The following is a 25,778-nucleotide window of genomic DNA, read 5'->3' on the forward strand; positions in this document are numbered from 1 at the left end:
GAGGTTTTTTTGTGCGGGTTGTCGTGACGGGGTATGGCATCGTATCGCCGTTAGGGTTAGGGGTTCCAATCTTTTGGGATTCTTTGTTGGCGGGTGTTTCTGGTATTCATGCTTCACCCGCCTCTTTGGCCAATTGGTCACCGGCGAGCGCAGATATTCCTGATTTTCAAGCGGAGCAATTTCTAGATAAAAAACGAGCGTCGGAATTGGATCGGGCAGCGCAGATGGCGATGGTAGCCGCTCGGGAGGCCCTCACTCAGGCGGGTTACGAACAAAGTGGTGAAGTAAACTGGGGAGTACCTGTTCATCGAGTAGGTATTGCCGTTGGGACTACTTATGGAGGTGTGGGTTCGCTGGTAGAAGGTGCGGAGGCGATTTATCGACAGGGTAGGAATCGCGTCAGTCCGCGTCTGGTTACCAAATCTATGCCGAGTGGCACGGCTGGTGTACTGGCTCGTCATTATGGCGTGATGGGACCTGTGCTCACCATTTCTTCCGCTTGTGCTTCTTCGGCCAATGCTATTGGCGAGGCGGCTGCATGGATTGCTGCGGGGCGAGCGGATATTGTACTGGTGGCTGGCACAGAGTCGCTGTTCAATCCACCAATTTTAGCGAGTCTCTCTGCTTCTGGGGCGCTTGCTAAAACGGGGAATGGCGACCCATCCACCTGGTCCCGTCCGTTCGATCGCGATCGGCAAGGGATGGTCATGAGTGAGGCAGCAGCTGTGTTGATTCTTGAGTCAAGGGCACATGCTGAAGCACGTGGTAAAGAAATTTTAGCTGAATTCGTTGGTTATGGAATCTCGAATGATGCCTATCATGATACTTCCCCTCATCCGGACGGTGTTGGCGCGGCGCTCGCTATGGAACAAGCTTTGCAGCAAGCTGGACTCCAGCCGAAGCAAATTGGTTATATCAATGCCCACGCCACTGCTACGCAAGCGGGTGATGTGGCAGAGTGTCGGGCATTGCGCAAGGTGTTTGCCGATGCGTTGGCAGATATTCCTGTTAGTTCAACCAAAGGAGCTACAGGACATGCTTTGGGGGCGGCAGGTGCCTTAGAAAGTATTGTCGCTCTTTTGGCACTGCAAACGAGCCGCTTGCCAGTGAATTTGCATTGTGATGCACCGGATGAAGAAGCGCCTCCGCTTTTGGTTTTAGGTGAGGTCATGTACCGCTCTGTAGATTATGTTCTTTCCAATTCTTTTGGTTTTGGTGGGCAGAATGCTTGTTTAATTTGGAAGAGAACGATATAAAGTCATTTCTCTAAGAAACCAGGAAATAGAGAAAGGAGAAGCCAGCACATGGTCATGACGGCTGAAGAACGTCGGCAGTATTTGCAAGACTTGTTTCCGGTTTGGCCGCGATATACCTTGTCTCAGCACTTTGAACATTTATTGACTCTTTATGCCCATCGTCCACTTCTGATTGTTGAAGATAACGTGTTTACCTATGAAGAAGCGTGGGAAAAGGGAAAAGCGTTTGCCAAATCTCTTCTCAAACTTGGTGTCAAACGTCGTCAACATGTGGCGTTGCTGATGGCTAATGAGGCGGACAACTTCTTTGCGATGCTCGGAGTATGGATGATCGGTGCTGTTTGTGTGCCCATCAATACCATGTTGCGTAGCGATGAAATCCACTATCTACTGCGTCAATCAGACAGCCGTTGGTTGATTATGCACCAGACTGCCAGTGGTGTGGCTCACGATGTTGAAATAGAGAAGATTTATGATGAATTGACGAATCGTGATCGGTCTATACATCTTGAACAGGTTGTTTGCATTCAAAATAGTGAACGGCCGCTTGACGGGCGATTTATATCCTGGGAAACTTTTCAGCATCTTGCCGACGATGTCAGTGATGAGATTTGGCGCAGGGAACTTGAAAAGAATCGTTATCCAGACGAAGTGGCAGATATTATCTATACATCAGGATCAACTGGGCTGCCAAAGGGTGTCATGATTACGCACGATATGTTTTTGCGATGCGGTTTCTCCACTGCACTCAGTCGTGCTTTTGAAGATGGACGAAGAATTTATACGGCGTTGCCGCTTTACCATGTCTTTGCATTGGTGGAGGGGATTTTAGCGGCTTCTTTTGTTGGCGGTACACTGATTACTTCGCCACGATTTACCGCAACGACTACTTTGCAAATGATGGAAAAATATAAGGCGACGGATTTTCTCTGCGTACCTTCAATGCTTGTGGCAGTTGTCAATCATCCTGAAGTTTCGCGTTATGATGTCTCTGTACTGAATGCGCTGATGTGTGCAGCAGCACCTGCCCCCATTGCCATTTGGGAGCGAGCGGTAGATGTGCTCGGAGTTCAGGAAATTTGTGCGGGTTATGGTGGAACAGAGGCGACTGCAGCCACAGTACATACTGAAGTTGGGGCTCCAATTGAGATTGTGGTCAACAAAGTAGGGCGGATTAAGCCAGGTGGCTCCAGTGGCTTACCGGAATTCGGCGGGGCAAATTGTCAGTATAAAACCATTGATCCGTTTACCGGGGAGGATTTACCACCTGGCGAGGTAGGAGAGTTGACGGTCCGTGGCAATCTGGTAACGCGTGGCTATTACAACAAGCCAGAAGAAACGGCAGCGGTTATTGACAAGGACGGTTGGTTTCGTACGGGTGATCTCGGTCGAATCGATGAAGAAGGTTATCTGGAATTACTTGGGCGCAGTAAGGAACTCTACAAAATTTCAGGAGAGAATGTAGCTCCCAAAGAAGTAGAGGATGTCATTTGTAAGCATCCAGCTGTAGCTCAGGCATACGTCGTAGGTGTCAAAGATGCTATGACTCACGAAACAGGGGCTGCCTTTATTGAACTGAAACCAGGAGTGGAATGTTCGCGTCGTGATATCATAGAGTTTTGTCAAGAACGCTTGGCAAAATTTAAAATTCCTCGTCATGTATGGTTTGTCAGCGTTGAAGAATGGCCAATGACTGGAACAGGAAAGATTCAAAAATTCAAGTTGCAAGAGATGGCAGAAGCTCGTTTGAATCGTGATGAGAGTGATATGCGATTCATGGAATCCTGAACCAAGATGTCCAGGTGCCAAGAAAAATTTCTAACAAGCAAAGCTCAGCCAGCCATCTGGTGTTGGCTGGCTTTTTTCCTTGTCGGCATCGTCTGCAAGATGGGGTATTCTGACAGACCCTTACTGATGCGAGGGACTGTTACCATCAGGAATCGTATCCGTTGTGTTTGTGTGAACTGTGATATTTCTCGTCATGCATTTCATAGTGTTTGCTAGGATGCATGGAATGTGAATGCGAGTGCATGGAATGATGCATGGAATGGTGCATAGGACTGTAACTGGACTTGCTTTTCTCTGCGTAATGAGGAGAAGGTATTTTTAACATTTGTCCGGGATAAATCATATTGGGATTGCGAATACCGTTTGCTGATACGATAGCTTGCACGGTTGTCCCGTATTTGACAGCAATATCACCGAGTGTATCGCCCTTTTGAACCATATAACGTACCATGAATGGATGGACACTCCCTTCTGTTGCTAGATCGTGGACCGTGCAGTAGTCTATGCTGATATGCAAAAAGAGTAGCGGGATCAATGCCTATGAAGAGAATCCAAAAAGGCCTATTTAGGACGAAAAGATGATAGCGAAGTGCTGTGGTTGGAACAGGTTAGGAGTTGGCATCATGAAAACAGTCATCTTGTTGATTGTCACAAGTATATTATGGGCGGGAAATTTTGTAGCCGGTAAAGATTTGGTGGGGCATGCATCAGCTTTGACCCTGACAGAATTGCGCTGGCTTCTGTCCGCGGTTTGTTTGGTGCCTGTCATACGATTAACAGAACGCAAGTTTTGGCCTCAAAAATCCACTTGGCTGCCACTGGTGGGCATGAGCGCTACAGGCGTCGTGTTATTCAATGTATTTACTTATCAGGCACTTGAGCATACAAGCGCCGACCAAGTCGGGCTTCTTTCAGCGCTTAACCCACTTGCCATAGCTTTGGCTTCATTATTTTTTCTTCGTGAGCGACTGCGTGGTCTACAGTGGATAGGCATGTTTATCTCTTTAGCTGGCGTTGTCGTTGTGATTACGAGTGGTCGCTTGATGAAACTGTTGCAGTTACAGGTCAATCAAGGAGATTTATGGATGTTGCTCGCAGTCGCCATATGGGGAATTTATGCGGTCTTTAGCCGACAAGCGATGCGCGATGTATCTCCTTATCTGGCTACTTTTTGGTCAGCCGCTATAGGAGCCGTAGTCTGCCTGCCTTTTACAGCTTCCGGTTTATATCATTTGCCTGCTTATCCCGCTTTTTGGTATGCAGCAGGATATACTGCCGTGCTCGGTACGGTCGTGGCTATGGTTTTTTGGAATCTTGGCGTTTTACGTATGGGCGGAACCGTTGCGGGCATGTTTCTCAATCTCAATCCCATCTTCACGGTCCTCATTGCTTTTTTTACGCTTGATGAGACTGTAGGGTGGGCAGAATGGTTAGGCACAGCTTTAGTCATAGGAGGTATGCTCCTGTTTGCTGTACGTAAACCATTAAGAAGACATCGTGTCCAGGCAAAACTTGCAGATTCTTTATCCTGTCAGGAGGATTAAATCATCATCGGTGTCCATATACAGGAAAAAGTCCTCCTTTACCCACAGAGGGTCGGGAAAAGGAGGATTTTGTATAGGGATAGGCTCACACAAATTGCTCTTCTTCGGTCGATCCGGTCAAGGCCGTGGTGGAGGAGAGTCCGCCAGCAATCACTTGAGTTACTTCATCAAAATATCCTGTGCCAACTTCTCTCTGATGACGAGTAGCGGTATATCCTTCTGCTTCACTTGCAAACTCTGCTTGCTGAAGTTGCGAATAAGCAGCCATGCCAAATTGACGATATTGATAAGCGAGAGAGAACATGCTGTGGTTCAAGGCATGGAATCCAGCCAGAGTGACAAATTGGAATTTATATCCCATATCACCTAATTGTTCTTGGAAGGTGGCTATTGTCTTTTCGTCCAATTTCTTTTTCCAGTTAAAGGACGGAGAACAATTATATGCTAATAATTTGCCAGGAAATTGCTTGTGAATAGCTTCAGCAAAAGCTCTGGCCTCTTCTAAATTAGGTTCTGAAGTCTCGCACCATATCATATCAGCGTATGGTGCATAGGCGAGACCTCTGGCAATGGCTGCATCCAGGCCTCCACGCATTCTGAAGAATCCTTCCACTGTACGTTCTCCAGTCAAGAAGGCTTGATCTCTTGGATCCACGTCACTGGTTATCAAGTGAGCACCATTTGCGTCTGTTCGGGCAATAATGACAGTGGGTACACCCAAAACATCCGCAGCCAGGCGGGCAGCAGTCAAGTTGCGGATAGCTTGTGAAGTCGGCAACAATACTTTGCCGCCCATGTGCCCACATTTTTTCTCTGATGAAAGCTGGTCTTCAAAGTGTACGGCGGAAGCTCCTGCCTCAATCATTTGCTTCATGAGTTCAAACACATTCAGCGGACCACCAAAGCCAGCTTCAGCGTCAGCTACAATCGGCACAAACCAGTCTATATCACCTACACCTTCTGCAGATTGAATTTCATCAGCGCGCATGAGTGCCTGATTAATTCGTTTGACTACGTGGGGAACACTGTTGGCTGGATATAAACTTTGATCAGGGTACATATGGCCCGATAGATTCGCATCAGCAGCGACTTGCCAACCGCTTAGATAAATGGCTTTCAAGCCAGCTTTAACTTGTTGGACTGCTTGATTGCCCGTCAGCGCTCCCAATGCTTTAATATGGTGTTCTTGATGCAATAATTTCCAAAATTTTTCCGATCCGATTTCTGCAAGTGTATGTTGAATGCGCACGCTGCTTTGTAATCTAACCACGTCAGTCGCTTGATAATTTCTTGCAATTCCGCTCCAACGTGGGTTCGTATTCCATTCTTCTGTCAACTGGGCAATTTTCCGTTCTCTTTGGCTCATTCTGATCTCTCCCTCTTTTTCTGTTATATAACTTTTTATTCTTATTGATTATTGTTGTATAACAGTGGTGGTAAAAAAATTTATTCGTTGGACAAATTCATACAACGTTCACATTCATAGAGTGCTCCAGATGTACTTGTTGAAATAGGACGATTGCAACGATAGCAATAAAAACGGTTCTCATTTTCCGGGAATTCTGGAGACACCCATCCGAGTTGAACAGCAGGATGCAGTGGCTGATACGGTCGAGGTATCCATCCATAATCGTCATAAATATTTTTCATGAAGATTCTCCTTTCTTCACTTTCGGATGATTGTATAATATAACAAATGATCTGAAATTTCTACTGTTATAAAACAGTTTGTGAAAAAATTTTTATATAAAAAAATGCACATCAAAAAAGAGGTGTTTTTCAACGCCTCTTTTTTGATGTCAGTTATGCGTGAATGCCTATTTTGTCGAGTAGAAAAGCCATTTGTGTGGCACGTTCTTTCCACATTTCCAGACGTCCTGAAGAACCGAAATGTCCAGCTCCCATGTGGATACGCATGGCAATCATGTGCTCATCCGTCTTCATGACGCGCAATTTGGCGACCCATTTTGCCGGCTCCCAATAACCTACTCGCGGATCGTTCAAACCTGTAGTGACTAGCAGGTGGGGATAATCTTTCGCTTTCACGTTATCGTAAGGACTATAGCTCTTCATATATTGATAGTCTGTTTCATTTTCCGGGTTTCCCCATTCGTCATACTCCAATGTTGTCAGTGGAATGGTTGGATCCAGCATTGTAGTTACTACATCCACAAAGGGGACATCAGCCTCAATGACAGCAAATAATTCTCCAGCCATATTAGCGACGGCACCCATCAGCAGGCCACCGGCGCTGCCACCACGAGCCGCCAATATCTCAGGAGAAGTATAACCTTTTTTGATGAGGTGTTTGGCGCAGTCGATAAAATCAGTGAAGGTGTTCATCTTCTGTTGGAGCTTGCCTGACTCATACCAGGAACGCCCCATTTCGCCGCCACCACGAACATGTGCAATGGCTATGATCAAACCGCGATCGAGCAAAGGCAGATTTTGAGCTTGGAAGACAGGATCAAAACAAATACCGTAAGACCCGTAGCCGTTTAGAAGCAGTGGAGCAGGTCCCTTATGAAGTGCGTCCTTGCGATAGACGAGTGAGATGGGAATCTTTGTTCCGTCTTCGCTGTATGCGTATTCGCGTTGCTGTGTGTAGAGGGTAGGATCGAATTTTCCTGGTATCTCCTGTACCAGCAAAGCTTCTTTGGTAAGTTGCTGAAGATGAACGGCATACGTTGTTTTGGGTGTTAAAAATGATTCGTATTGCAGCAAAAGTTCATGGGTCTGAAATTCGTACTGTTCGAGTACACGAACGGTATAGACCGTTTCAGACCATTCCAAACGGTGCAACTCGCCTTGCGCATAGATCCAAACTTGCGTCAATCCGTTATCTCGACCCTCCAGCACTAGAGCATCAGCAAATGGATAAACGTTTGTCAAATAACGTGTCTCATCATAGGGAAAAACATCTTCCAGTGGCTGGCGATTGGTCGTTGGACATTTTTGAAGTCGGAAGTTCGTAGCATTTTCATTGGTTAAGACGAGAAAATCTCCCTGCCAGTGTTCCAGGGTATATTCGATATTCGGCCGTTTGGCTTGGAACAGTGTCCAGTTTTCAGTTGGCTGATGAGTATGCAAATAGCGTGTTTCACTGGTGGTCTTGCTGCTCGACTGCAAAAAGAGATATTGACCGTCACGTGATTGGCTCAGGCTAATGACGCAGGTCATATCCGCTTCTTCATAAATGAGTATGTCCTCTTTGTCTCCGAGCTTATGTCGCCATAGTTGATAGGGCCTTTGGCTTTCATCCACACTTATGTAAAAAAGGTATTGGCCGCTTGCATCCCATTCTATACTGTCGCTGATAAACACATTGGGCACTTCGTCACTCAGCCATTCCCCGCTGGCTAAATCTCGCACGCGTAAGGTATAGCGGTCTGTACCGTCTCTGTTTTCTAAATAGGCCAGATACTGTTGATTGGGAGAAATACGACGTTCTGTCACACTCAAATATTCTCCTGGTTTAGCTAATACATTTAAATCGAGCAGTACCTCCGGGGTAGAATGAGCCAAATCCGCCCGGTGATTAGCCTTTTGGCGAAAATAGACGGGATATTGCCAGTCCTTTGCCTGACGACGGGAGTAAAAGTAAGAGCCAAAACGCACTGGGATGGCTTGTTCTTCGTCTGGGATACGGGCAATAAATTCCTCGTAGAGATTTTCGGAAAGTTGGTTTAGAGGTTGCATAACTTCGTCATAATAAGCGTTTTCAGCTTCCAGATACCGTAGAACTTCATCATTGTCTTTCTGATTGAGCCAATAGTAATCATCAGTCCGCACATCTCCGTGTTTCCTTTGCGGTTGAGGATGGCGGGGAGCGAGTGGTGGCTGCATGGGAAAACCTCCAATTTGTTTCGTTTCAAAGTCGTTGCCGATGATCAACATTATACTCTTTTTAAGATTTTGATTGGTGAAGAAACGCATTTCGTGATACTCTTTCGACATACAACAGCGTGTGAGGATGAGATACCATGCAGACGCTCAAAGGTTTTGAGGCCATCAAGGTGGCGGAAGAATATCAGGTTCAGTTATTTGATACTGAATACCGTAGTGAAGTTAGTGTGGAGGAAGCGAAACAGTTTATTGCCAGTCAACGTCGACCGCAATCTTTTGTCTTGTCCAATTGGCCTGATTCGGAAGAAGAAGCGGAGTCTTTGGTCTTGCAAGTGATGGAAACTCATTTGCAGGAAACATGCAATGCTCAAATTCGTCTGGATGAAATGCTTGTAAAAATGGATCAGATGGGTCAATCCATGCATCCTTATGCAGTGGAATTGGCGGCAGAACGTTTGGTGGCGCAAAGAAAATTAATTTTGGCCAGCACACAAAAAGATGTACCTGTTTTAGAATTACCAAGAACCATTTATTTCCGAGATAGTTTTCTTGAAAAGATAGATGATTTAATCTGTCCCGATTGTGCTCGGCTCGATCTCGATGGACCTTTTCATGCAGCTTGTGTTGTCAAACTGGTCGACTTTCTGGCTAGTGGTACCTTTACTTTAAATGATATCACTGAGGAACGAGAACCTTCCACAGGCGCATCTCTGCTTGGCAAGTGGACATCTCGTCCGGGGTTGGATATCCAATGGCTATCCAAGAGGGCTCAAGCTGCTAAAACAAGGTGGCAATCTGTCATTAAACCGTTTTTTACGCGTGAAGATGAAGATGAATATACATTGCCGAATGCTTCAGCGAAAAATGTTTTTGTTTCTCCGCCGCCGTCAACGCCCGTTGTCCATGAGGAGACTACTGTGGAGAAGATCGAGGAGCGTCCGTTATCCTCGGTGGATAAGCGAATTAGCAAACAACAATTGATTGAATATCTCCAATCTGTTGAAATCATTGATGAAGGTGGAGAAATCGTCAGATTGCGCAGAGAGCGCGGAGAACTTGAAAATCGGCTGGAATTGCGTGAGCAGGAGATTCGTCGATTGCAAAAGGAACAGGCGCTGCTTGAAAAACAATGTGAAGAGTTACAGGCAGATGTAAACAAATTTGTGGAAGCTATGCAGATTGTCTCTAAACGCAGTTCACGAAGTCTCGTGCAAGAGGCATCCGCCACCCAAACGCTCGACAAAGATCATGAATCTTAAGCTACCCTTGTTTTTGCGATGGGGAGCGGCAAATCAGAGGAGATGGATTAAGAACGGTTCTCAAATAGTTTGAGATAAGAGCCGTAGCCTTCTTCCTCTAGTTTATCTTTCGGTATGAATCGTAAAGCAGCAGAATTAATACAGTAACGCAGACCGCCTTTGTCTAGAGGGCCGTCTTCAAAAACGTGGCCGAGATGGCTGTCTGCATTCTTGCTGCGCACTTCCGTTCGAATCATGCCATGACTGAGGTCTGTTTTTTCCATCAGACAATTTTTATCAATAGGTTGACTGAAACTTGGCCAACCACAAGCTGAGTCAAATTTGTCTAGTGAAGAAAAAAGCGGTTCACCACTGACGATGTCAACGTAAATTCCTTCCGCGTGATGATTCCAGAATTCATTGCGAAACGGGGGCTCCGTGGCGTTCTCTTGAGTGACAGCGTATTGAAGTGGTGTCAAGCGTTGTTTAAGGGTTGGACGATCCATATTTTCCCGCCTTTCGTTTCGTAAGGGTGTTGACTGCCTTTATTATGGCACTTGGACGAAGCGGCTTCAATGAAGCGAATAGCACAGGAGTAGCGATTTGGTGTGTAAATTGAACAGAAACGGATGGGATAAACTTGAGTTTAGAATGGATGGCTGGTTTTGCTCGTTTTTTGGCCGATCACGGTTATACAACGACGATGTGGGAAAATGGTTTTCATTCTGAGGATGCTAACGAAGTCTGTCAAACGTTGAGTCAATGGTTTCAAGAAAAAACTCATATGGATGGAGAGTTTTTAATCATTTGGGGTGCTCTGGATGGTGTGCGCTTTTCAGGAGACGCTGAACTTGCCTATTTTGACGGTCAACAGGCTTACGTTATGCCAAACCCTTTTCTGGAAGGCAATGGTGACGCTTTTGTAGCCGCATTGGATGCGCTTGCTCATGATAGAAAAGATTTGCTTTATCCAGCAGAAATTCAAAAGCGTATACTATTTAATGCTGTTTGATCTGCATTTTTAGAGTAGTTGTTGATAATCGGTAATAATTGCGAAGAATTTTCCTGGCCAATAAGGCTGAATAAAATAGTATACTAAGTAGTAGACATCGCATGAATGTTTAATAGATAAAGGAGTGGATCCTTATGTACGAATATATTCCTTGGTATATTGGTTTGGCAGTGAGTGTGGCTGTGCTGGGAACCTATTTTATCAATATGATTCACGAAATTCGCAAGGAAGAATCTGATGAAAGTTTTCATCATCCTCACACTTCTCATTGACATTGAGCAGTGCAGGGAGCGCCATGCGCGTTTTGGGCCCTCTTGGGCTCATTTTTTATGTTGCTTTTGGCCCGAACTGAGCCTTCAGAACGTAACGTAGGCGGTTGCGTCATGCGTGTTCTGAGAAGCCCCTGCCTTTAGGTATGGGTAGTGGCCACGGTGGATTTTAATGGTAGATAAAAAAAGCCTAGAAAGAAACTTTGAAGGAGGATGGGACATGCGGGGCGTTCAATGGCTGCGGCTGGTTCCTTTGTTCATTGCTGCTGCATCAATCGGCGTAGGTGTATATACCAGTGAGCATCAGTCTAAAGAAACGTCACCCGTTTCTTCCGCATGGTTACAGAAAGTGGGTCAAATTTCTGCCCAGTCATCCTCGCCTCAGCTTTCTGACCCATCTCCTGAAAAACATGCTTCTTTGCATAGTCGTAGCACCACAAATGCTAGGTTTGATACCAAACGTGTGTCGAAGGCAGCTCAAAAGCAGGTAAACGTTAAGCATCATGCAACGACTATAAGTTCGCTTAGCAACTCATCTGTCGTCGGATCCAATCAAAATTCCACTCAACAACAGAAAAGTAAGAACTCTGTTTCAACCCGTTCAGGTTCAGATTCAAGCTCAATTTCAGGGGCTTCCTCAGTTTCTGCTACCCAACATACATCAACACCCGAACAAAGCTCGTCAAGTTCAGAGCAATCGCATCCATATGGCGAATTCACATTGATTGTGAGTAAGTTTGAACATGTCATCGCTCAAAAAGAGATCCCTATTGTCCCTGACGAGAATCTGATGCAATATACCGAGCAGAATTTTCAAGTACAAACCGCTTATGGAGGCGGATTTGTAGTCTCCATTAACGGCATTCGTTCGCAATGGACGGGTGTACCTGTGAGTCAGCGTAAACCTTACGACTGGTTTTTATATATCAATGGTCAGGAAGCGCCCGTAGGTGCTCTCCAGATTATTCCTAAAGCTGGAGATGTCGATGTATGGGATTATCACAAATGGAATCCTGCCACAGGTCAAGGATGAATCAGAGACCAATAATAATTCGCCAACCTCATCCGTATGTTTATCTCTGTTTGGCAATAGCTTGGCTTTTTTTGATTTTTTCAATTACTTCTCTCTGGCAAATGATTTTTTTATGGGGTGTATCGGGCTGCTTATTCTTTCTGCAGCAATCCCGTACACGACGTTCTTTATTATCCTGGCGTTATTTATGGATTCTGGCTATTGTATATGCGATTGTACAGATATTCGCTGATGCAGGTACACCGTTTGCCCCTTTGATTTGGACGAGTGGACGTCTGTGGGGAGGCTGGGAGTTGCGTTTAACTCCGGAAGGCTTATACGCTGGGATACTGCAGACTCTTCGTTATCTGACAGCGCTACTATCCATGACGACTTTGGCTCTAGTTGTGAAGCCGGAAGATATTCAACATTGGCTGCCTCATTCATGGGCTCGTTTGCGTATTCTGCTTTCACTTCTTTTCAATATGTTGCCAATGGTGATGGATGAGTACCAGCAGATTCGTGAGTGGCTGTCGTTTCAAGATCGGCTTTTTCCCAGCAAACAGCGACAAAACGCTTTTCTGGCTGCAGTGTTGAAAGTGGGCGTTGCCTTGCGAATGTTGCTCTCACGTGCGCTCGAGCGATCCTGGAAACTTTCTGAAACCATGATGGTGCGTGGCTATGGAATAGGTCAGAGCAGCCGTTACTTGCGTATGCGTTTTCACAAATCTGATGGGCTGCGTGTAAGTCTTTTGATAGCGATTATGCTCGTTTACGGATATGCCTTACTGAATCTTTCTATCATCAAACCCGATTGGATTTCCTTAAATTCCTTTAAAAGATTCTGCGAGTGGACATCATTGCTTATGTTTCTCTTCACCTTATTCTCGAGCTTTTGGGGAGATGTTAGAAAAGGGAGACTTGATATACAGAAGAGGGGAAATGGTGATTGAGCTTCGCAATCGATATTGGTCAACTGCTTTATACTTACCCCAATCAACTACAACCTGCTCTCTCTATAGAGAACTGGCAAGTGGAGGCGGGAGAGTGGGTTTACATACAAGGAAAGAATGGCAGTGGAAAATCAACCTTTCTCAAAATACTCAGTGGTGCCCTGCCTCGTTTTTATGGTGGGGAGGTTGTAGGAACGGTGTCTTTCTTTGGCCATTCCCTCATCGGCATCGACCCAATTGAACATACACGCTTGGTTGGTTATGTACATCAACAACCAGAAGCTCAATCTGTCTATCAGCACGTTGCCCAGGAAGTTGCATTCACGATGGAAAATTTAGGATTTCATCCATCTCAAATGCACTGGCGGGTCACTGAAGTATTGGAAATGATGGGTATTTTACACTTGCGCGACAAACCGCTTGCTGAATTATCCGGAGGTATGCGCCAGCGGGTCGCGTTGGCCGCTGCCATCGCCCATCATCCTAAAATTTTGTTGCTCGATGAACCTACATCCCAGGTCGATCCTGCTGCTGCTCAGAGTATTTTGCAGATGATTCATCAGTTCCAGTTAGAATGGGGAATGACTGTGGTGATGACCGAGCATCAGAGTCAGTCCATCTATCCTTATGCTGGTCAGGTTGTTATTCTTGAACAGGGTTCCATGGTTTGGCATGGAGCTGCTTGTGAGGCCGTGGCATGGTGGCGACAGCACAATCCCATTTTTTTGCCGATCACGGCGCAATACCCGCTTTGTTCAGAAACATCACCATTAGAAGCGCCTCTTTCTGTTCAGGACATGCGTCAGAAATTGCTCCATGGGATGAGGCAGAAAACCGCTGGAGATTCAGCGAAAATCAGTTCGGAAGATAAGCAGATTGACAAACGGTGCATTGATTTCAGCAAGCAAGGGACGGCGAAAGTCGATCCGGTTCAAGGGTTGGTCGAGTTGCAAAATGTCAACGCCTATTATCCTCTAGCGGAAAAATTAGTATTGCAGGAGTTGTCGCTTTCCCTCAAGGAGCAGAGCAAAATTTGTTTAATAGGTCCAAACGGATCGGGCAAATCCAGTATACTGCGACTTCTTGCAGGCATGTTGTTTGTGCATTCCGGAAAAGCAAAGGGAAGTTTGTTGGCAACCCATATGCGCAAGGGAAAGCGAATGATACTAAAAGACATTGCCTATTTGCCTCAGAATCCAGCTCAATGGCTGTTTGAAGAGAGTGTTGAGGAAGAATTTCGCCGAGTCTTTCGCCGATTCAATCAACCTTTGACGGAAGAACGGCTTGTTCAAATGCTTAAGCAAGTCCATTTGCTTGCAGAACGTCATCGATCCCCGCAAGATTTATCAGGTGGAGAGCAATTGCGCCTGTCGATCAGCTTGACTTTATTGCTGAAACCACGTTTGTTGTTGCTCGATGAACCCACACGCGGTCTGGATGCAGATACAAGGATTTGGCTTCTTGACGAGTTAACTAGATGGGATGGTACAGTATGTATGGCAACGCACGATTTGGAACTTGTGGCAGAATGGGCAGATGAGGTAGTCTTTATAGACAGTGGACAGGCTGTCGTCGTCGATAATCCACGCCGCTGGATGAGTCAGGCGATGCTTTATGCTCCGGTGCTGGCACGAGCTTTTCGGGGAGTGGATGACGAGGTGTTTACCTGGAAAGATGCCGGACTCCGGGGGTGGACCCTATGCAAGAGTCCATGTTAAACCTGCGTCGTCTTGAAATGCTGCAGATATGTGCGAGTCTGTTAGTAGCCTTAGTGGTGTTGATTTATGGTAGTTTGCATGGGTGGGCCTGGTATTGGATAGCCTTGGCTGTACTCGGTTTGGCTGGCTATGCAGGCATTTTGACCATGCAAAGAAAACTGCAGGATGCCCGGCTGTTGACCGTAATCGCTACATTGGCGGCGATTGCTTCGGTAGGACGAGATAGTGTGCAGGGGATTCCAGATGTTCAGCCAGCTACGTTTCTTATTCTCATGTCTGGTTTCAGTTTCGGACCGACAGTCGGCGCTGCAGTTGGAGCATTGACCGCAATCGGTTCAAATTTAATCTTGGGTGAAGGAATATGGACACCCTGGCAGATGGTTGCTTGGGGTGGGATAGGACTTTTAGCTGGGCTGATTCGCAAATTTTGGATTCGCTTTCCTGTCTGGGGATTAATTCCAGTTGCCGTCCTTGGAGCGTATGGATTTGGCTGGTTTATGGATATTCAATACGTGATAGGCGAACAGCACTTGAATTGGCACACTTATCTTCTGGCCTGTATGAGTAGTTTTTTTCCTTTCGACACAACACATGCAGGGGTTACAGCAGGTCTAGTGCTTGTGGCTGGGAAACCCGTTTTTCGCTTGATGGAACGCTACAAACAGCGCATGGAGGCAAAGACGATTTCAAATCGCTCTGTCCAGGAAACCTCGCAAGAAACTTCGCAATCTATGAAATAAATAACGAGAGGGGTTTTACAAGTGAAACATATTCTTCGTTTTGGCACAGGATTCTTAGCCGCTAGTCTCTTAGTCGCGCCCATGACAGTGTATGCAGCCAACAACAATACTCAACCAACTGTAGCAGAAGCTGAGGCGTCGGCTGTTGCTTACATGAACTCGACTCAAGCAAACAGCTTGGTGAATTGGACCAAAATTGCTGATTTTGCAGCAGGACATATGGTTGCTTCGCCTACATGGCCAGCCAAAGACTTGTCTGCGTCTGCTAGTACAGGAACGCTTGTTAAAGTGATTTTGAGCATGCTTGCTACTCATCGTGATCCGCATCAGGTGCATCATGTCAATTTGGTGCATGTATTGGCTAGCCGACAAATCTTAAGCGGTAAAAATGCAGGTTATTTTGCGGATGACAATAAAGGCACTGTCACAGGCAGTGTGACGAATCAGGCGCTGGCCATCATCGCACTTGAGGACGCTGGGAATACAGAATGGAATCCTAAACTTGCTGAGACGTGGTTGCTCGCACAGCAAAATAAAGATGGTGGTTTCGGCTATGCAACAGGAGTAGCGAGCGATTCCAACGATACAGCTTATGTGATTGCTGCGCTTAGTTCTCTGGGACTGACAGCAAAATCTCCAGCTATAGCGAAGGCGTTGCAATACGAGCGTTCACTTCAGCAGTCGAATGGTGGTTTTCTCTATCAAAGCAGTTCCCAATTTACAGATGCAGACTCTGATGGAACGGTTATGGATGCTCTTGCCAGCGTAGGCATTCGTCCTACAGCATGGACGGTAAATGGTCATTCACCCTTAGATAACTTAATGTCACTTTACGATGTAAAATCTGGTGGTTTTCGTTATATGAGCAGTGGCGAATATTCAGGAGTCAATGGCTATTCTACGCGTGATGCCATTTTTGGCTTGGCTGCCAGTGTAACGGGTGAATCTGTGTTCCAACGTCTACGCGCACCTCATTTAACTTCATTGAATCATTACTGGCACTCTATTGAAGTCAAGGGTGGTGCTTGGATCAATCATCATTGGATTCCTTTTATGCAGTTGAGGGATGTAGCTGCTGCAGGTACTTATCTGAATGAATTGAATCCCTACTGGCAAAACGTTGCCAAACATGGCGGCTTATGGGAAACAGTAGATGGCCATCCTGTATGGGAAGCTTGGAATTATCAACTCGCCAAACAAGCCTTGTCTGCTACATTTGGTGCGGATGCGGTCTATATTTCTCATCTATCCTGATACTTAGCAGTCAGAAAAATGTATCATTCTTAATGAGAGAAAGCAGCTTCCGCGCGGCAGCCTTGATGGTCGCGCGGAAATGGTACATACCTGTAAAAATTGTAGCCGATACTAGCAGCAGGTAATCTGCAGGGAGGTATCGGTTTTTGAACGCTCAAGGGCCAGGACAAGTTAAATTAGAGAATCATTTGCGGCAACATCTGAGTTTAGATGATCGCCGCAAAATGGAACGTTCCTTTGAAGCCATTAGTCCATTTGAATTTAAGAATGAGTTGATTCGTCTTGCTTCTGAGAAAAGCAAACAGGGCGCGGCGACTTTGCTCAATGCTGGTCGTGGAAATCCTAATTGGATTGCAGCCACACCTCGTGAGATGTTCTTCATGCTTGGCAACTTTGCTCTAGAAGAAAGCAAGCGTGTTTGGAGTGCAGGACATTTGGCGGGTAAGCCATCGAAACAAGGAATTGCTGAACGCATGCATATATTTTTAAATAATCATGAGACGGATGAAACTTCCAAATGGTTGCGTTCGTTTGTTGAGTACGGCAATTCACGTGGTTTTCCACCGGATGACTGGGTATTTGAACTTGTTGATGGCATCATTGGCGATAACTATCCCGAGCCTGATCGGATGCTGACGTATACGGAAAAAGTTGTCCATGACTTTCTGATTCGGGAAATTTGTCAGAATCAGTCCCCCTCCAGCAACTTTGAACTATTTGCTGTCGAAGGTGCAACAGCTGCCATGTGTTACCTGTTTAATACACTTTTGGAGAATCATTTGTTGAATCGCGGCGATAAGATTGCTATTGCAGTTCCGATTTTCCCGCCTTATGTGGAAATTCCAGAATTGCATAAATACAACTTTCATGTAATCAATCTTTATGCCAGTGGGATTGATAATCGTGGAGAACATACTTGGCAATATCCAAAAGAGGAATTAGATAAACTCAAAGACCCTTCTGTCAAAGCGCTTTTTCTCGTCAATCCAAGCAATCCGCCATCTGTTGCTATGAGTCCGCAATGCATAGATGAAATTGCCCAAATCATTCATCAGCACAACCGAGAATTGATCATTATCAGTGACGATGTCTACGCTACGTTTGTCGACGAGTATTGTTCATTGCTTGCCAAGTTGCCCCGCAATACGATTGGAGTGTATTCGCTTTCCAAATATTTTGGTGTCACCGGATGGCGTCTTGGAGTTATTGCCATTCATCCCGATCACGTTTTGAATGATAAATTGGGTGATTTACCGGATCAGATTCAAGAAGAACTTGCCAATCGTTATCGTTCGTTGACTCAACATCCGGAAAAATTAAGTGTTATGGAACGGCTGGTAGCTGACAGTCGTGAAGTTGCCCTCAACCATACGGCTGGATTATCCACGCCTCAGCAGATACAAATGGCTATGTTTACGTGGTTTGCGCTAACGGAAGATGGGCAGCGTTATAAACAGCAGACACGTGATATCTGTCGACATCGAATGGCGCTTCTTTACGAAGGTTTAGGATTGCCGCAACCGAATTTAGCGTACTGTGCGGATTACTATACAGAGTTCGATCTGGAAGTATGGGCAAAGCATCACTATGGAGACGCTTTTTTTGAATTCCTTGCTGCCCATTATGAACCTGTGGATATACTCTTTCGTCTTGCTGAGCAATCCGCTATCGTTTTACTCAACGGTGGAGGCTTTGCCGGACCCAAATGGTCGATACGTGTTTCTCTTGCCAATCTGAATGATGAGGCTTACTCAGACATCGGTAAATATCTTCATCAAGCTCTGGAATCGTACGTTGCGGCGTGGCGGGGACAAGAATCGCCAAATGGCTTACCATCTTCATAAGTTTCCTAACTTGAGTTTGCAAAGCGAGGGCCTTAGCAAAAGTGTATTTTGTTTATATGGTGAAGTGTAATGATGGTTCGTATTATACTGGTGTGACAACCCATCTGATGCAACGAGTAAAAGCTCACAATTCAAGTGCCAAAGGAGCCAAATATACGCGTAGCCGTCGACCTGTGCACTTGGTGTATAGTGAACCGAGTTTACACAAGTCGGCGGCCTTGTCGCGGGAATATGCGCTCAAACGCTTATCACATGCTGAAAAAGCCGCTATGGCAGAAGCTTGGCTTCAGTATCACAAGTCACTTGGTGAGAAGGCTGAAGATTCTTGAAGAAATGTTTTCACATCAGCCATTACTGCGTTTGCGGCTTCTTGCCAAAAGTCGCTTTGGGTCAAATCGACGCCCAGATGCTGTTTTGCTAAATTCTCTACATTCATACGACCTGTATCTCGAAGCAGGGTCACATATTTATTGCCAAAGGAAAGACCTTCGGCTTTCGCTCGCGCATAAATACCTGTGCTAAAGAGGTAACCAAAAGTGTAAGGGAAATTGTAGAACGGTGTTCCCGTAATATAAAAATGTAATTTGGATGCCCAAAAATGTGGATGGTAACTAGATAAAGCGTTATGGAAAGCGTCTTTTTGCGCTTGAGTCATCAATTCGTTCAAATCCTGGACACCAAGCATGCCGCGCTTTCTCTCTTCATAAAAACGTGTTTCAAACAAGAATCGCGCGTGTATGTTCATGAACATAACAACACCGCGATCGACCTTATCTGCTAGAAGAATTAAGCGTTGTTTCGGGTCACTTGCTTCTTGCATAGTTGCATCAGAGACAATCGCTTCTGCAAATGTAGAGGCTGTCTCAGCAACATTCATAGCATAGCGAGTTTGGTAATACGGAAGTCCACGCATAACGTGCTGATGAAAGGCATGACCGAGTTCATGCGCTAGCGTAGAGACGTTTCCCGCCGATCCAGAAAAGGTCATGAAAATGCGCGTCTCTTGACTGATGGGAAAGCTGGTACAAAAACCACCTGGACGCTTGCCGGGTCTATCCTCGGCTTCAATCCAACGTTTTTCAAAACATTGGGAAGCGAATTTCCCCATTTCAGGATTGAAACGGCTGAATTGCTCGACGATTAAATCCCTGGCTTCTTGGTAAGAAAAGCGTTGTTCCATTTGACCAAGCGGTGCATCCACGTCACACCATGAAGGTGCATCTACGCCAAGAAGCCGTGCTTTTTCTTTTAAATATTCCAGTAGTAGAGGTTTATTTCGCTCAACGGTATCCCACATGGCTTCCAAGGTTTCCTGACTCATTCGATTGATAAGCAGCGGTTCAGAAAGCGGCGAAGACCAACCTCTGGCACGGTAGAGTGCTAGACGATAACCTGCTATATGATTCAAAGTAGGCTGAAACAAATCGGCTTCTTTAGCCCAAGTATCTTCCCAAATTTGGAAAATAGTTTCCCGTTCTTGGCGATTTTGTGAAGACATGCGATTAAACGCCTGACCCATGGATAGTTGTTCCGTTTTTCCGTCTTTATGTAATGTTATAGACATACGTCCAACTAAAATATTGTATAAATCCCCCCAGGAACGGTAACCGTCGATACCAAGTTGCACTGCCAAATCTTCCATTTCGGCTGGTAATTTGTCTTTAGCCCGGCGCGCGCGTTCGTTAAGCCAGAACCGGAATTCATCCATCTCAGGAGCTTTGAGAATAGTTTCTAATTGTGTGGCATCCAAACGCAAAAGATGCGCATCCAATTGAATCAGCAGCTTTTGATAAAGGGCATCTAATTCGTAGAGACGTGTTTGCAGCTGTTTGGCTTTTTCGTCCTTAACATCTGCTGATACCAAGCAGGAAAGGTAAGACCCGACTTCATGTAAGCGTGCGCCACAATTCTGAAGTTTTTGGATGACGTGCAGCAAAGAATCCGTTTTCATTCCCTCTTCAAGAAATTGCAAATGTTTCCGTGTTTCTTCCATGAAATGTGTAATTTCTGGAGAGTTGCTGTCTCCAGGAAATACGCTTTGCAAATCCCAACGCATCATGGACATATCCGACATTTCATCCCACCTCCAAGAGTCAGTATATCGAAAGACATGGAATTTGGGCTATAAGGAAAAGTGATAAAATATAAACTAGTGTAAAATAAGGGACTGGGCTTTCTATAGAGATCTATTGTATAGAACATTGATGGGGAGGTCATCCAAATGAATCGACAAGAAATCGCTATTTTTGCGGGTGGATGTTTCTGGTGTATGGTAAAGCCGTTTGATACATGGCCAGGGGTACTGCGAGTTGAATCAGGGTACACGGGTGGTGACGTACCCAATCCCACTTATGAACAAGTTTGTAGTGAAAAGACAGGACATGTGGAAGCTGTCCGTATCACGTATGACCCGGAAAAAATATCTTATCAAGAATTGCTGAATATTTTTTGGAGACAAATTGATCCTACTGATGCGGGGGGCAGTTTTACGATCGCGGTTCTTCCTATCAGACGGCGATTTTCTATTTCACAGAAGAGCAACGTCAGGAAGCGATACAGTCCAAAAACGAATTGGCTGCAAGTGGTCGCTTTGACAAACCTATTGTTACTCCTATACTTCCGGCTAAGCCATTTTATTTAGCTGAGGATTACCATCAGAACTATTATCAGAAACAACCTTTGCATTATGAGCGGTACCACCGAGCTTCTGGACGCGCAGATTTTACAGAACGCCATTGGGGAGGTTCAAAGTCAGTTGAATGAAACATCGATATGGAAAAATAAATGGTTTATTCTAGCAAATGTGTGTGTAGGAACATTTATGGCAACTCTTGATGGGAGTATAGCCAATGTAGCTTTGCCTACCATGTCACATGCTTTGCATGTGCACTTGCAGGAGATTCAGTGGGTTGTCACAGCGTATCTGTTGACGATTTGCGCATGGTTGCCCATTGTTGGCAAATTGGCAGATATGTTTGGCCGAGGCAGACTGTACAATTTCGGTTTTCTAGTGTTTGCCATGGGTTCAGCTCTTTGTGCGTTATCTGGCTCCTATGTTTGGCTCATATTGTCACGCATACTTCAGGCCTTTGGAGCTTCGCTTCTCATGGCTAACAGCCAAGCGATTGTCTCCGCTACTTTTCCAGGCAGTGAGCGGGGAAGAGCGCTGGGGGTGACAGGGGCTATGGTTTCTGTTGGTTCATTGACCGGTCCAGCTCTTGGTGGTATTTTAATTGCTGCTTTTGGATGGTCTTCTATTTTTTGGATTAATGTACCCATTGGAGTCCTTGGTTTTCTCGTGGGGACACAGACATTTCGCAGACAAACCAAACGTCAACTGGAAACGAACTATTTTGATTGGGCAGGTTCTATGCTCTTTATGATTGCAATTATTTCACTGCTTTACACGGTCTCCAATGCTGACACATGGGGCTGGGGTAGTGAGTTGACACTGCTTGGATTTTTTATATCTATTGTGGCCTGGGTGCTTTTTGTATGGCGGCAATTGCGTGCTAGCCAGCCAGTTGTCGATTTGCGACTCTATAAAATCAATGCGTTTCGGGCAGGAAGTATTGCTGCGTTACTTTCCTTTGTCTCTTTGTTTTGTACAAATGTGTTAATGCCATTTTATCTGGAAGGTGTGCTTCATTTGGATACGCGTGTAACAGGCTACACTATGGCAGCGTATCCGTTGACGATGGCTTTCGTCGCGCCATTTTCTGGTTGGCTTTCTGACCGGATCGGCCCACTCTTTTTAACCACAGGAGGACTTTGTGTCAATGCGTTGGGTTTTGCCTTGTTGAATACGCTTGGCTTGTATGAACGAGCCATATCAGTCGCTCTCTTGTTAGCAATGTTCGGCTTGGGTCAAGGGATGTTCCAATCTCCCAATAATTCAAGCGTCATGGGAGCTGTTCCGAGAGAACGCTTAGGAACGGCAGGTGGACTGAACGCATTGGTCCGCAATATTGGTATGATTCTTGGCATCACGCTTTCTGTTTCACTGCTCAGTTGGCGACTACACCAAATGACTGGGAAAATCGTGCCTGTTGGTGCGCAAATTAGCCAGCCGATGGATTTCCTTGCCGCATTGCACACTGTCTTTTGGTCGGCTAGTGCAGTATGCGTGCTAGGAGCGCTCTTTTCCATCACCAGAGCGGGCGCTCGCAACCAAAAACTTTCCTCTGCTGAGGCTCGCTGAATGAAGTGGTGAAGCATGCTGCATACTACCTTCTGATGTCAAGCAGGTTCAAAGGGATAAACAGTGTTTTCTCTTTGCCCTGACAGCGAGGGAGGAATCGCTATGCAGAGCAGCGGAGGCAAAAGGGCAAGTTGGCGTCCAATTATTTCAAATACACCATCCCTGCACCATCATCATGATGTAAAACCGGAAAAAGCACCTGGTGTCCCTATGCTGACGCTGATTGGTATCGGGGGTATTATTGGCGCAGGTTTTTTTCTTGGCTGCGGCGTACCCATTCGTTTAGCAGGACCATCTGTTTTGATTGCATTTCTTATTGGTGGAATTCTTACCGCTCAAGTGACAGGCGCTCTTACTTCGATTGCTGTCAAGGAGCCTGAAGAAGGCTCATTCAAAGTTTATGCCGATCGTTATCTTGGTTCCTATGCTGGCTATTTGCAGGGATGGATTTATTACTTGACGAGTGTATTGACGATTGCCAGTGAAGCTGTAGCTATGGCTGTATTTACCCATATATGGCTACCCCATATTGCAGAGTGGCTGACTGCCTCCATATATTCCATTATTATTCTTATCATTAATGCGTTTGGTGTAAGGAATTTCGATCGCGTTGAGTCTTTTATGTCTGTTGTAAAGATTGCGGCTTTGGTCGGTTTTATTCTTTTTGCTGTTCTTTTAATCAGTGGTTTATTAACAGGGATGCCGCATCCAGCAGCTTTCCTTTCTTCATCGGAGACTTTCTTTACACACGGTTTTACGGGACTTATGCAGTCCATGTTGATTGTCGTCTTTGCTTATGCGGGGATAGGTGTCTTTGCTACTGCAGCTGTCAAAACACCGCGTGGTCGGGATGTCGAGTTATCTGCAATTCTTACTATTCTCATCCTGACGGTACTTTACATTGTGGCCGTGGGCTTTGTTATTTGGTTTGAACCGACACAAAGTGTCAATACATCGATTAGTCCATTTGTGTTGACTTTGCAGCGCCACGGTACAATTTGGCTAGCTGACATTTTCAATGCTGCCATTCTAATCGCCTCATTTAGCGTCATGGCAGGCGCCGTTTTTTCTTCCATGCAGATTTTGTACAGTCTTGGCGAGACAAATGAAGCGCCGCGTTTTGTTAAGATTCAAAATCAACGCGGAGTTCAATATGGGGCTCTACTCGCTACAGCGATTGGAATTGCGCTTTCGCTGATTCTTGCTTATGCTCTGCCGTCTAATGTGTATCAGTTTTTAATCAGTGCGTCCAGTTTCATGACTTTTTTCTATTGGTTTGTTATGTTGCTCACTTTTATCAGTTGGCGCTCTCGTTTACGCTCTGCCAGCCAATCCTTTCAAGTTTCCAAGCTAGCCTTCGGTGCGCCTGTCTCGTCCTATGTATGTCTCGCTCTCATTGTGGCATTGACGATTTACGCTTTGTTTCAGCCATCACAGCGAATCGCATTTTATGCGTTTGCTGCTATTTATCTATTGCTTACCATCGCTTATTGGTTTGTTCGCAAAAAGATTCAAAAGAGTGCAGGAAGCTAGGTCATAGATGGCGTAATCCCTACAGAACATTCGCGATAGTAAAACAGTTTGCGGATGAACTTAGGAGGGACAATGATGAGTCAAGTTTCCATGGATCAACAATCCATTGAAGAATTACAACAGTCAATGCAAAAGGGAGAATTCAGCGCTGTTGAGTTAACCCTTGAATATATGCGGAAAATCGCTGAGAACAATCAACAAGGAGCGTCATTGGCTGCAGTCATTGAAATCAATCCGGACGCTTTATTTCTTGCCGAGGCGATGGACAGGGAGCGTCACAGGACGGGGCCACGCGGGCCATTACACGGCATCCCTGTACTTATTAAAGACAATATCAATACGGCTGATGCCATGCATACCAGTGCGGGAAGTATGGCATTAGCAAAATCGTATGCAGGATATGATGCATTTTTGGTTCGCAAATTGCGTGCTGCAGGAGCAATTCTGCTCGGCAAAACCAATTTGACAGAATGGGCTAATTTTATGGCAGATCATATGCCGAATGGTTATAGTTCGCGAGGGGGCCAGACGCTCAATCCTTATGGACCCGGACGCCTCGATGTGGGTGGGTCGAGTGCCGGATCGGGATCAGCCATTGCTGCGGATTTTGCTACAGCGGCAATTGGTACAGAAACTTCCGGTTCTATTTTAAGTCCTTCCAGCCAAAACAGTTTGGTAGGTATCAAACCCACTGTGGGGTTGGTCAGTCGGCGAGGCATTATTCCGATTGCATACAGTCAAGATACTGCGGGACCAATGACACGCACTGTACGAGACGCTGCGCTATTGCTGAATGTTATCGCAGGTGTCGATCCCGATGATGCTGCTACGTTGACCTCTCAAGGTCAAATATTGGATGATTACACGGCAGGTCTTACACCTGAGGGCTTGAATAGAGCAAGGATTGGTGTTGTCAAGCAGTTTTTCAGTCAATTGAACGATTCTCAAAATCAACTTATGCAGGCGGCGTTTGACGTATTGCGTAAACAAGGCGCCATTGTCATAGAAGATTTGGAGTTGATAGATCCGGAAGAGGGAGATGCGGGCTACGAAGTACTGATTTATGAATTTAAGTCAGCGTTGAACGCCTATTTGAAAGAGTTGCCCCATCATGTGTCTATCCGTTCTCTTCAAGATGTCATTCGATTTAATGAAAAAGATCCAGAGCGTCTTTTAAAATTTGGTCAACAGATGTTATTGCGTGCCGAAGCTACAAGCGGTACGCTCACAGATGCGGAGTATTTAAACGCGCGTAGACGCGATTTACATTGGTCAAGACAACAAAATCTCGATCGCCTGATGGCAGAACATTCTCTGGATGCTCTAGTCTCGCCTGGATATTTTGCATCGTCCATTGCCGCTAAAGCGGGGTATCCTTCTGTCACAGTTCCGGCTGGCTATGATGATGAAGGGATGCCTTGGGGTTTGACCTTTACAGGTTGTGCGTTTTCTGAGGCGCGCCTATTGCAGCTTGCCTATGCTTATGAACAAGCAACGCTGCATCGACAAGCACCAAAGCTTTCGTATCGCTCAGAGAATTGAAAAACTTTGATTTGGAAAGGAAGGTGCG

At 45.7% G+C, this 25,778-nt stretch carries 22 protein-coding genes and 1 pseudogene; 17 read left to right on the plus strand and 6 right to left on the minus strand.

Features of this window, described 5'->3' with window-relative positions:
- The first annotated feature begins 11 nt into the window (after positions 1-11).
- Entirely contained in the window at positions 12-1,256 is a 1,245-nt protein-coding gene (locus tag FY534_RS03955) for a beta-ketoacyl-[acyl-carrier-protein] synthase family protein (RefSeq protein ID WP_072874316.1), read from the plus strand.
- Between the two features lie 48 nt (positions 1,257-1,304).
- Positions 1,305-3,044: a class I adenylate-forming enzyme family protein gene (locus FY534_RS03960; RefSeq protein WP_072874315.1), complete on the plus strand. Its 1,740-nt coding sequence runs from the start codon at positions 1,305-1,307 to the stop codon at positions 3,042-3,044.
- A gap of 145 nt (positions 3,045-3,189) precedes the next feature.
- Here the strand turns inward: FY534_RS03960 and FY534_RS03965 are convergent, their stop codons facing one another.
- Complete coding sequence (locus tag FY534_RS03965; RefSeq protein ID WP_072874314.1) at positions 3,190-3,495, minus strand: LysM peptidoglycan-binding domain-containing protein; 306 nt, start codon at positions 3,493-3,495, stop codon at positions 3,190-3,192.
- Between the two features lie 172 nt (positions 3,496-3,667).
- Between FY534_RS03965 and FY534_RS03970 the strand changes: the two genes are divergently transcribed.
- Positions 3,668-4,588 (plus strand): DMT family transporter, encoded by a 921-nt coding sequence (locus FY534_RS03970; RefSeq protein ID WP_072874313.1) that lies wholly within the window; start codon positions 3,668-3,670, stop codon positions 4,586-4,588.
- An 85-nt stretch (positions 4,589-4,673) separates the two neighbouring features.
- On the opposite strand, the gene aceA is transcribed toward FY534_RS03970, so the two are convergent.
- The 3 genes from aceA to FY534_RS03985 all read right to left on the minus strand — a co-directional run bounded on the left by aceA (position 4,674) and on the right by FY534_RS03985 (position 8,434).
- A complete protein-coding gene (gene aceA, locus FY534_RS03975) occupies positions 4,674-5,954 on the minus strand; it encodes an isocitrate lyase (RefSeq protein WP_072874312.1) in 1,281 nt (426 codons plus the stop codon).
- Between the two features lie 80 nt (positions 5,955-6,034).
- Positions 6,035-6,238: a hypothetical protein gene (locus tag FY534_RS03980; RefSeq protein ID WP_072874311.1), complete on the minus strand. Its 204-nt coding sequence runs from the start codon at positions 6,236-6,238 to the stop codon at positions 6,035-6,037.
- 153 nt (positions 6,239-6,391) lie between these two features.
- Positions 6,392-8,434, minus strand: a complete 2,043-nt coding sequence (locus tag FY534_RS03985) for a S9 family peptidase (RefSeq protein WP_072874347.1) — start codon at positions 8,432-8,434, stop codon at positions 6,392-6,394.
- A gap of 137 nt (positions 8,435-8,571) precedes the next feature.
- Between FY534_RS03985 and FY534_RS03990 the strand changes: the two genes are divergently transcribed.
- Positions 8,572-9,693, plus strand: a complete 1,122-nt coding sequence (locus tag FY534_RS03990) for a hypothetical protein (protein WP_072874310.1) — start codon at positions 8,572-8,574, stop codon at positions 9,691-9,693.
- Positions 9,694-9,740: 47 nt separating this feature from the next.
- On the opposite strand, the gene msrB is transcribed toward FY534_RS03990, so the two are convergent.
- Complete coding sequence (gene msrB, locus FY534_RS03995; protein ID WP_072874309.1) at positions 9,741-10,178, minus strand: peptide-methionine (R)-S-oxide reductase MsrB; 438 nt, start codon at positions 10,176-10,178, stop codon at positions 9,741-9,743.
- Between the two features lie 134 nt (positions 10,179-10,312).
- Between msrB and FY534_RS04000 the strand changes: the two genes are divergently transcribed.
- The 9 genes from FY534_RS04000 to FY534_RS04040 all read left to right on the plus strand — a co-directional run bounded on the left by FY534_RS04000 (position 10,313) and on the right by FY534_RS04040 (position 18,803).
- Positions 10,313-10,684, plus strand: a complete 372-nt coding sequence (locus FY534_RS04000) for a hypothetical protein (protein WP_072874308.1) — start codon at positions 10,313-10,315, stop codon at positions 10,682-10,684.
- 134 nt (positions 10,685-10,818) lie between these two features.
- Entirely contained in the window at positions 10,819-10,956 is a 138-nt protein-coding gene (locus tag FY534_RS04005) for a hypothetical protein (RefSeq protein WP_165611988.1), read from the plus strand.
- A 217-nt stretch (positions 10,957-11,173) separates the two neighbouring features.
- The gene (locus FY534_RS04010) at positions 11,174-11,986 is read left to right on the plus strand and encodes a DUF4430 domain-containing protein (RefSeq protein ID WP_072874307.1); all 813 of its coding nucleotides are present in this window, start codon (positions 11,174-11,176) and stop codon (positions 11,984-11,986) included.
- Positions 11,983-12,918 (plus strand): energy-coupling factor transporter transmembrane component T family protein, encoded by a 936-nt coding sequence (locus tag FY534_RS04015; RefSeq protein WP_072874306.1) that lies wholly within the window; start codon positions 11,983-11,985, stop codon positions 12,916-12,918. The genes FY534_RS04010 and FY534_RS04015 overlap by 4 nt, the downstream gene beginning before the upstream one ends.
- Positions 12,915-14,636 carry an ABC transporter ATP-binding protein gene (locus tag FY534_RS04020; protein WP_072874305.1) on the plus strand — a complete coding sequence of 574 codons (1,722 nt, stop codon included), beginning with the start codon at positions 12,915-12,917 and terminating at the stop codon, positions 14,634-14,636. The genes FY534_RS04015 and FY534_RS04020 overlap by 4 nt, the downstream gene beginning before the upstream one ends.
- The gene (locus tag FY534_RS04025; RefSeq protein WP_072874304.1) at positions 14,618-15,376 is read left to right on the plus strand and encodes an ECF transporter S component; all 759 of its coding nucleotides are present in this window, start codon (positions 14,618-14,620) and stop codon (positions 15,374-15,376) included. Before FY534_RS04020 ends, FY534_RS04025 begins: the two co-directional genes overlap by 19 nt.
- Positions 15,377-15,397: 21 nt before the next feature.
- Positions 15,398-16,630: a prenyltransferase/squalene oxidase repeat-containing protein gene (locus FY534_RS04030; RefSeq protein WP_203115256.1), complete on the plus strand. Its 1,233-nt coding sequence runs from the start codon at positions 15,398-15,400 to the stop codon at positions 16,628-16,630.
- Positions 16,631-16,776: 146 nt separating this feature from the next.
- Positions 16,777-18,474 (plus strand): aspartate 4-decarboxylase, encoded by a 1,698-nt coding sequence (gene aspD, locus FY534_RS04035; RefSeq protein ID WP_238413653.1) that lies wholly within the window; start codon positions 16,777-16,779, stop codon positions 18,472-18,474.
- Positions 18,475-18,530: 56 nt separating this feature from the next.
- Positions 18,531-18,803: a GIY-YIG nuclease family protein gene (locus tag FY534_RS04040; RefSeq protein WP_203115257.1), complete on the plus strand. Its 273-nt coding sequence runs from the start codon at positions 18,531-18,533 to the stop codon at positions 18,801-18,803.
- Here the strand turns inward: FY534_RS04040 and FY534_RS04045 are convergent.
- Positions 18,767-20,548 (minus strand): M3 family oligoendopeptidase, encoded by a 1,782-nt coding sequence (locus FY534_RS04045; protein ID WP_238413654.1) that lies wholly within the window; start codon positions 20,546-20,548, stop codon positions 18,767-18,769. The two genes, FY534_RS04040 and FY534_RS04045, sit on opposite strands and share 37 nt — an antisense overlap.
- Before the next feature lie 147 nt (positions 20,549-20,695).
- On the opposite strand from FY534_RS04045, the pseudogene msrA reads away from it, so the two are divergent.
- The 4 genes and pseudogenes from msrA to FY534_RS04065 all read left to right on the plus strand — a co-directional run.
- Positions 20,696-21,213 (plus strand): annotated as a pseudogene (gene msrA, locus FY534_RS04050) (peptide-methionine (S)-S-oxide reductase MsrA); the annotation flags it as partial.
- A gap of 16 nt (positions 21,214-21,229) precedes the next feature.
- Positions 21,230-22,675: an MFS transporter gene (locus FY534_RS04055; RefSeq protein WP_238413655.1), complete on the plus strand. Its 1,446-nt coding sequence runs from the start codon at positions 21,230-21,232 to the stop codon at positions 22,673-22,675.
- Positions 22,676-22,777: 102 nt separating this feature from the next.
- Positions 22,778-24,208: an amino acid permease gene (locus FY534_RS04060; protein ID WP_203115259.1), complete on the plus strand. Its 1,431-nt coding sequence runs from the start codon at positions 22,778-22,780 to the stop codon at positions 24,206-24,208.
- A 75-nt stretch (positions 24,209-24,283) separates the two neighbouring features.
- On the plus strand, positions 24,284-25,750 hold the full coding sequence (locus tag FY534_RS04065; protein ID WP_203115260.1) for an amidase: 1,467 nt from the start codon (positions 24,284-24,286) through the stop codon (positions 25,748-25,750).
- Positions 25,751-25,778: the final 28 nt, after the last annotated feature.

Origin of the sequence: Alicyclobacillus sp. TC, from assembly GCF_016804365.1 — a bacterium.
Lineage (GTDB): Bacteria > Bacillota > Bacilli > Alicyclobacillales > Alicyclobacillaceae > Alicyclobacillus_I > Alicyclobacillus_I tolerans.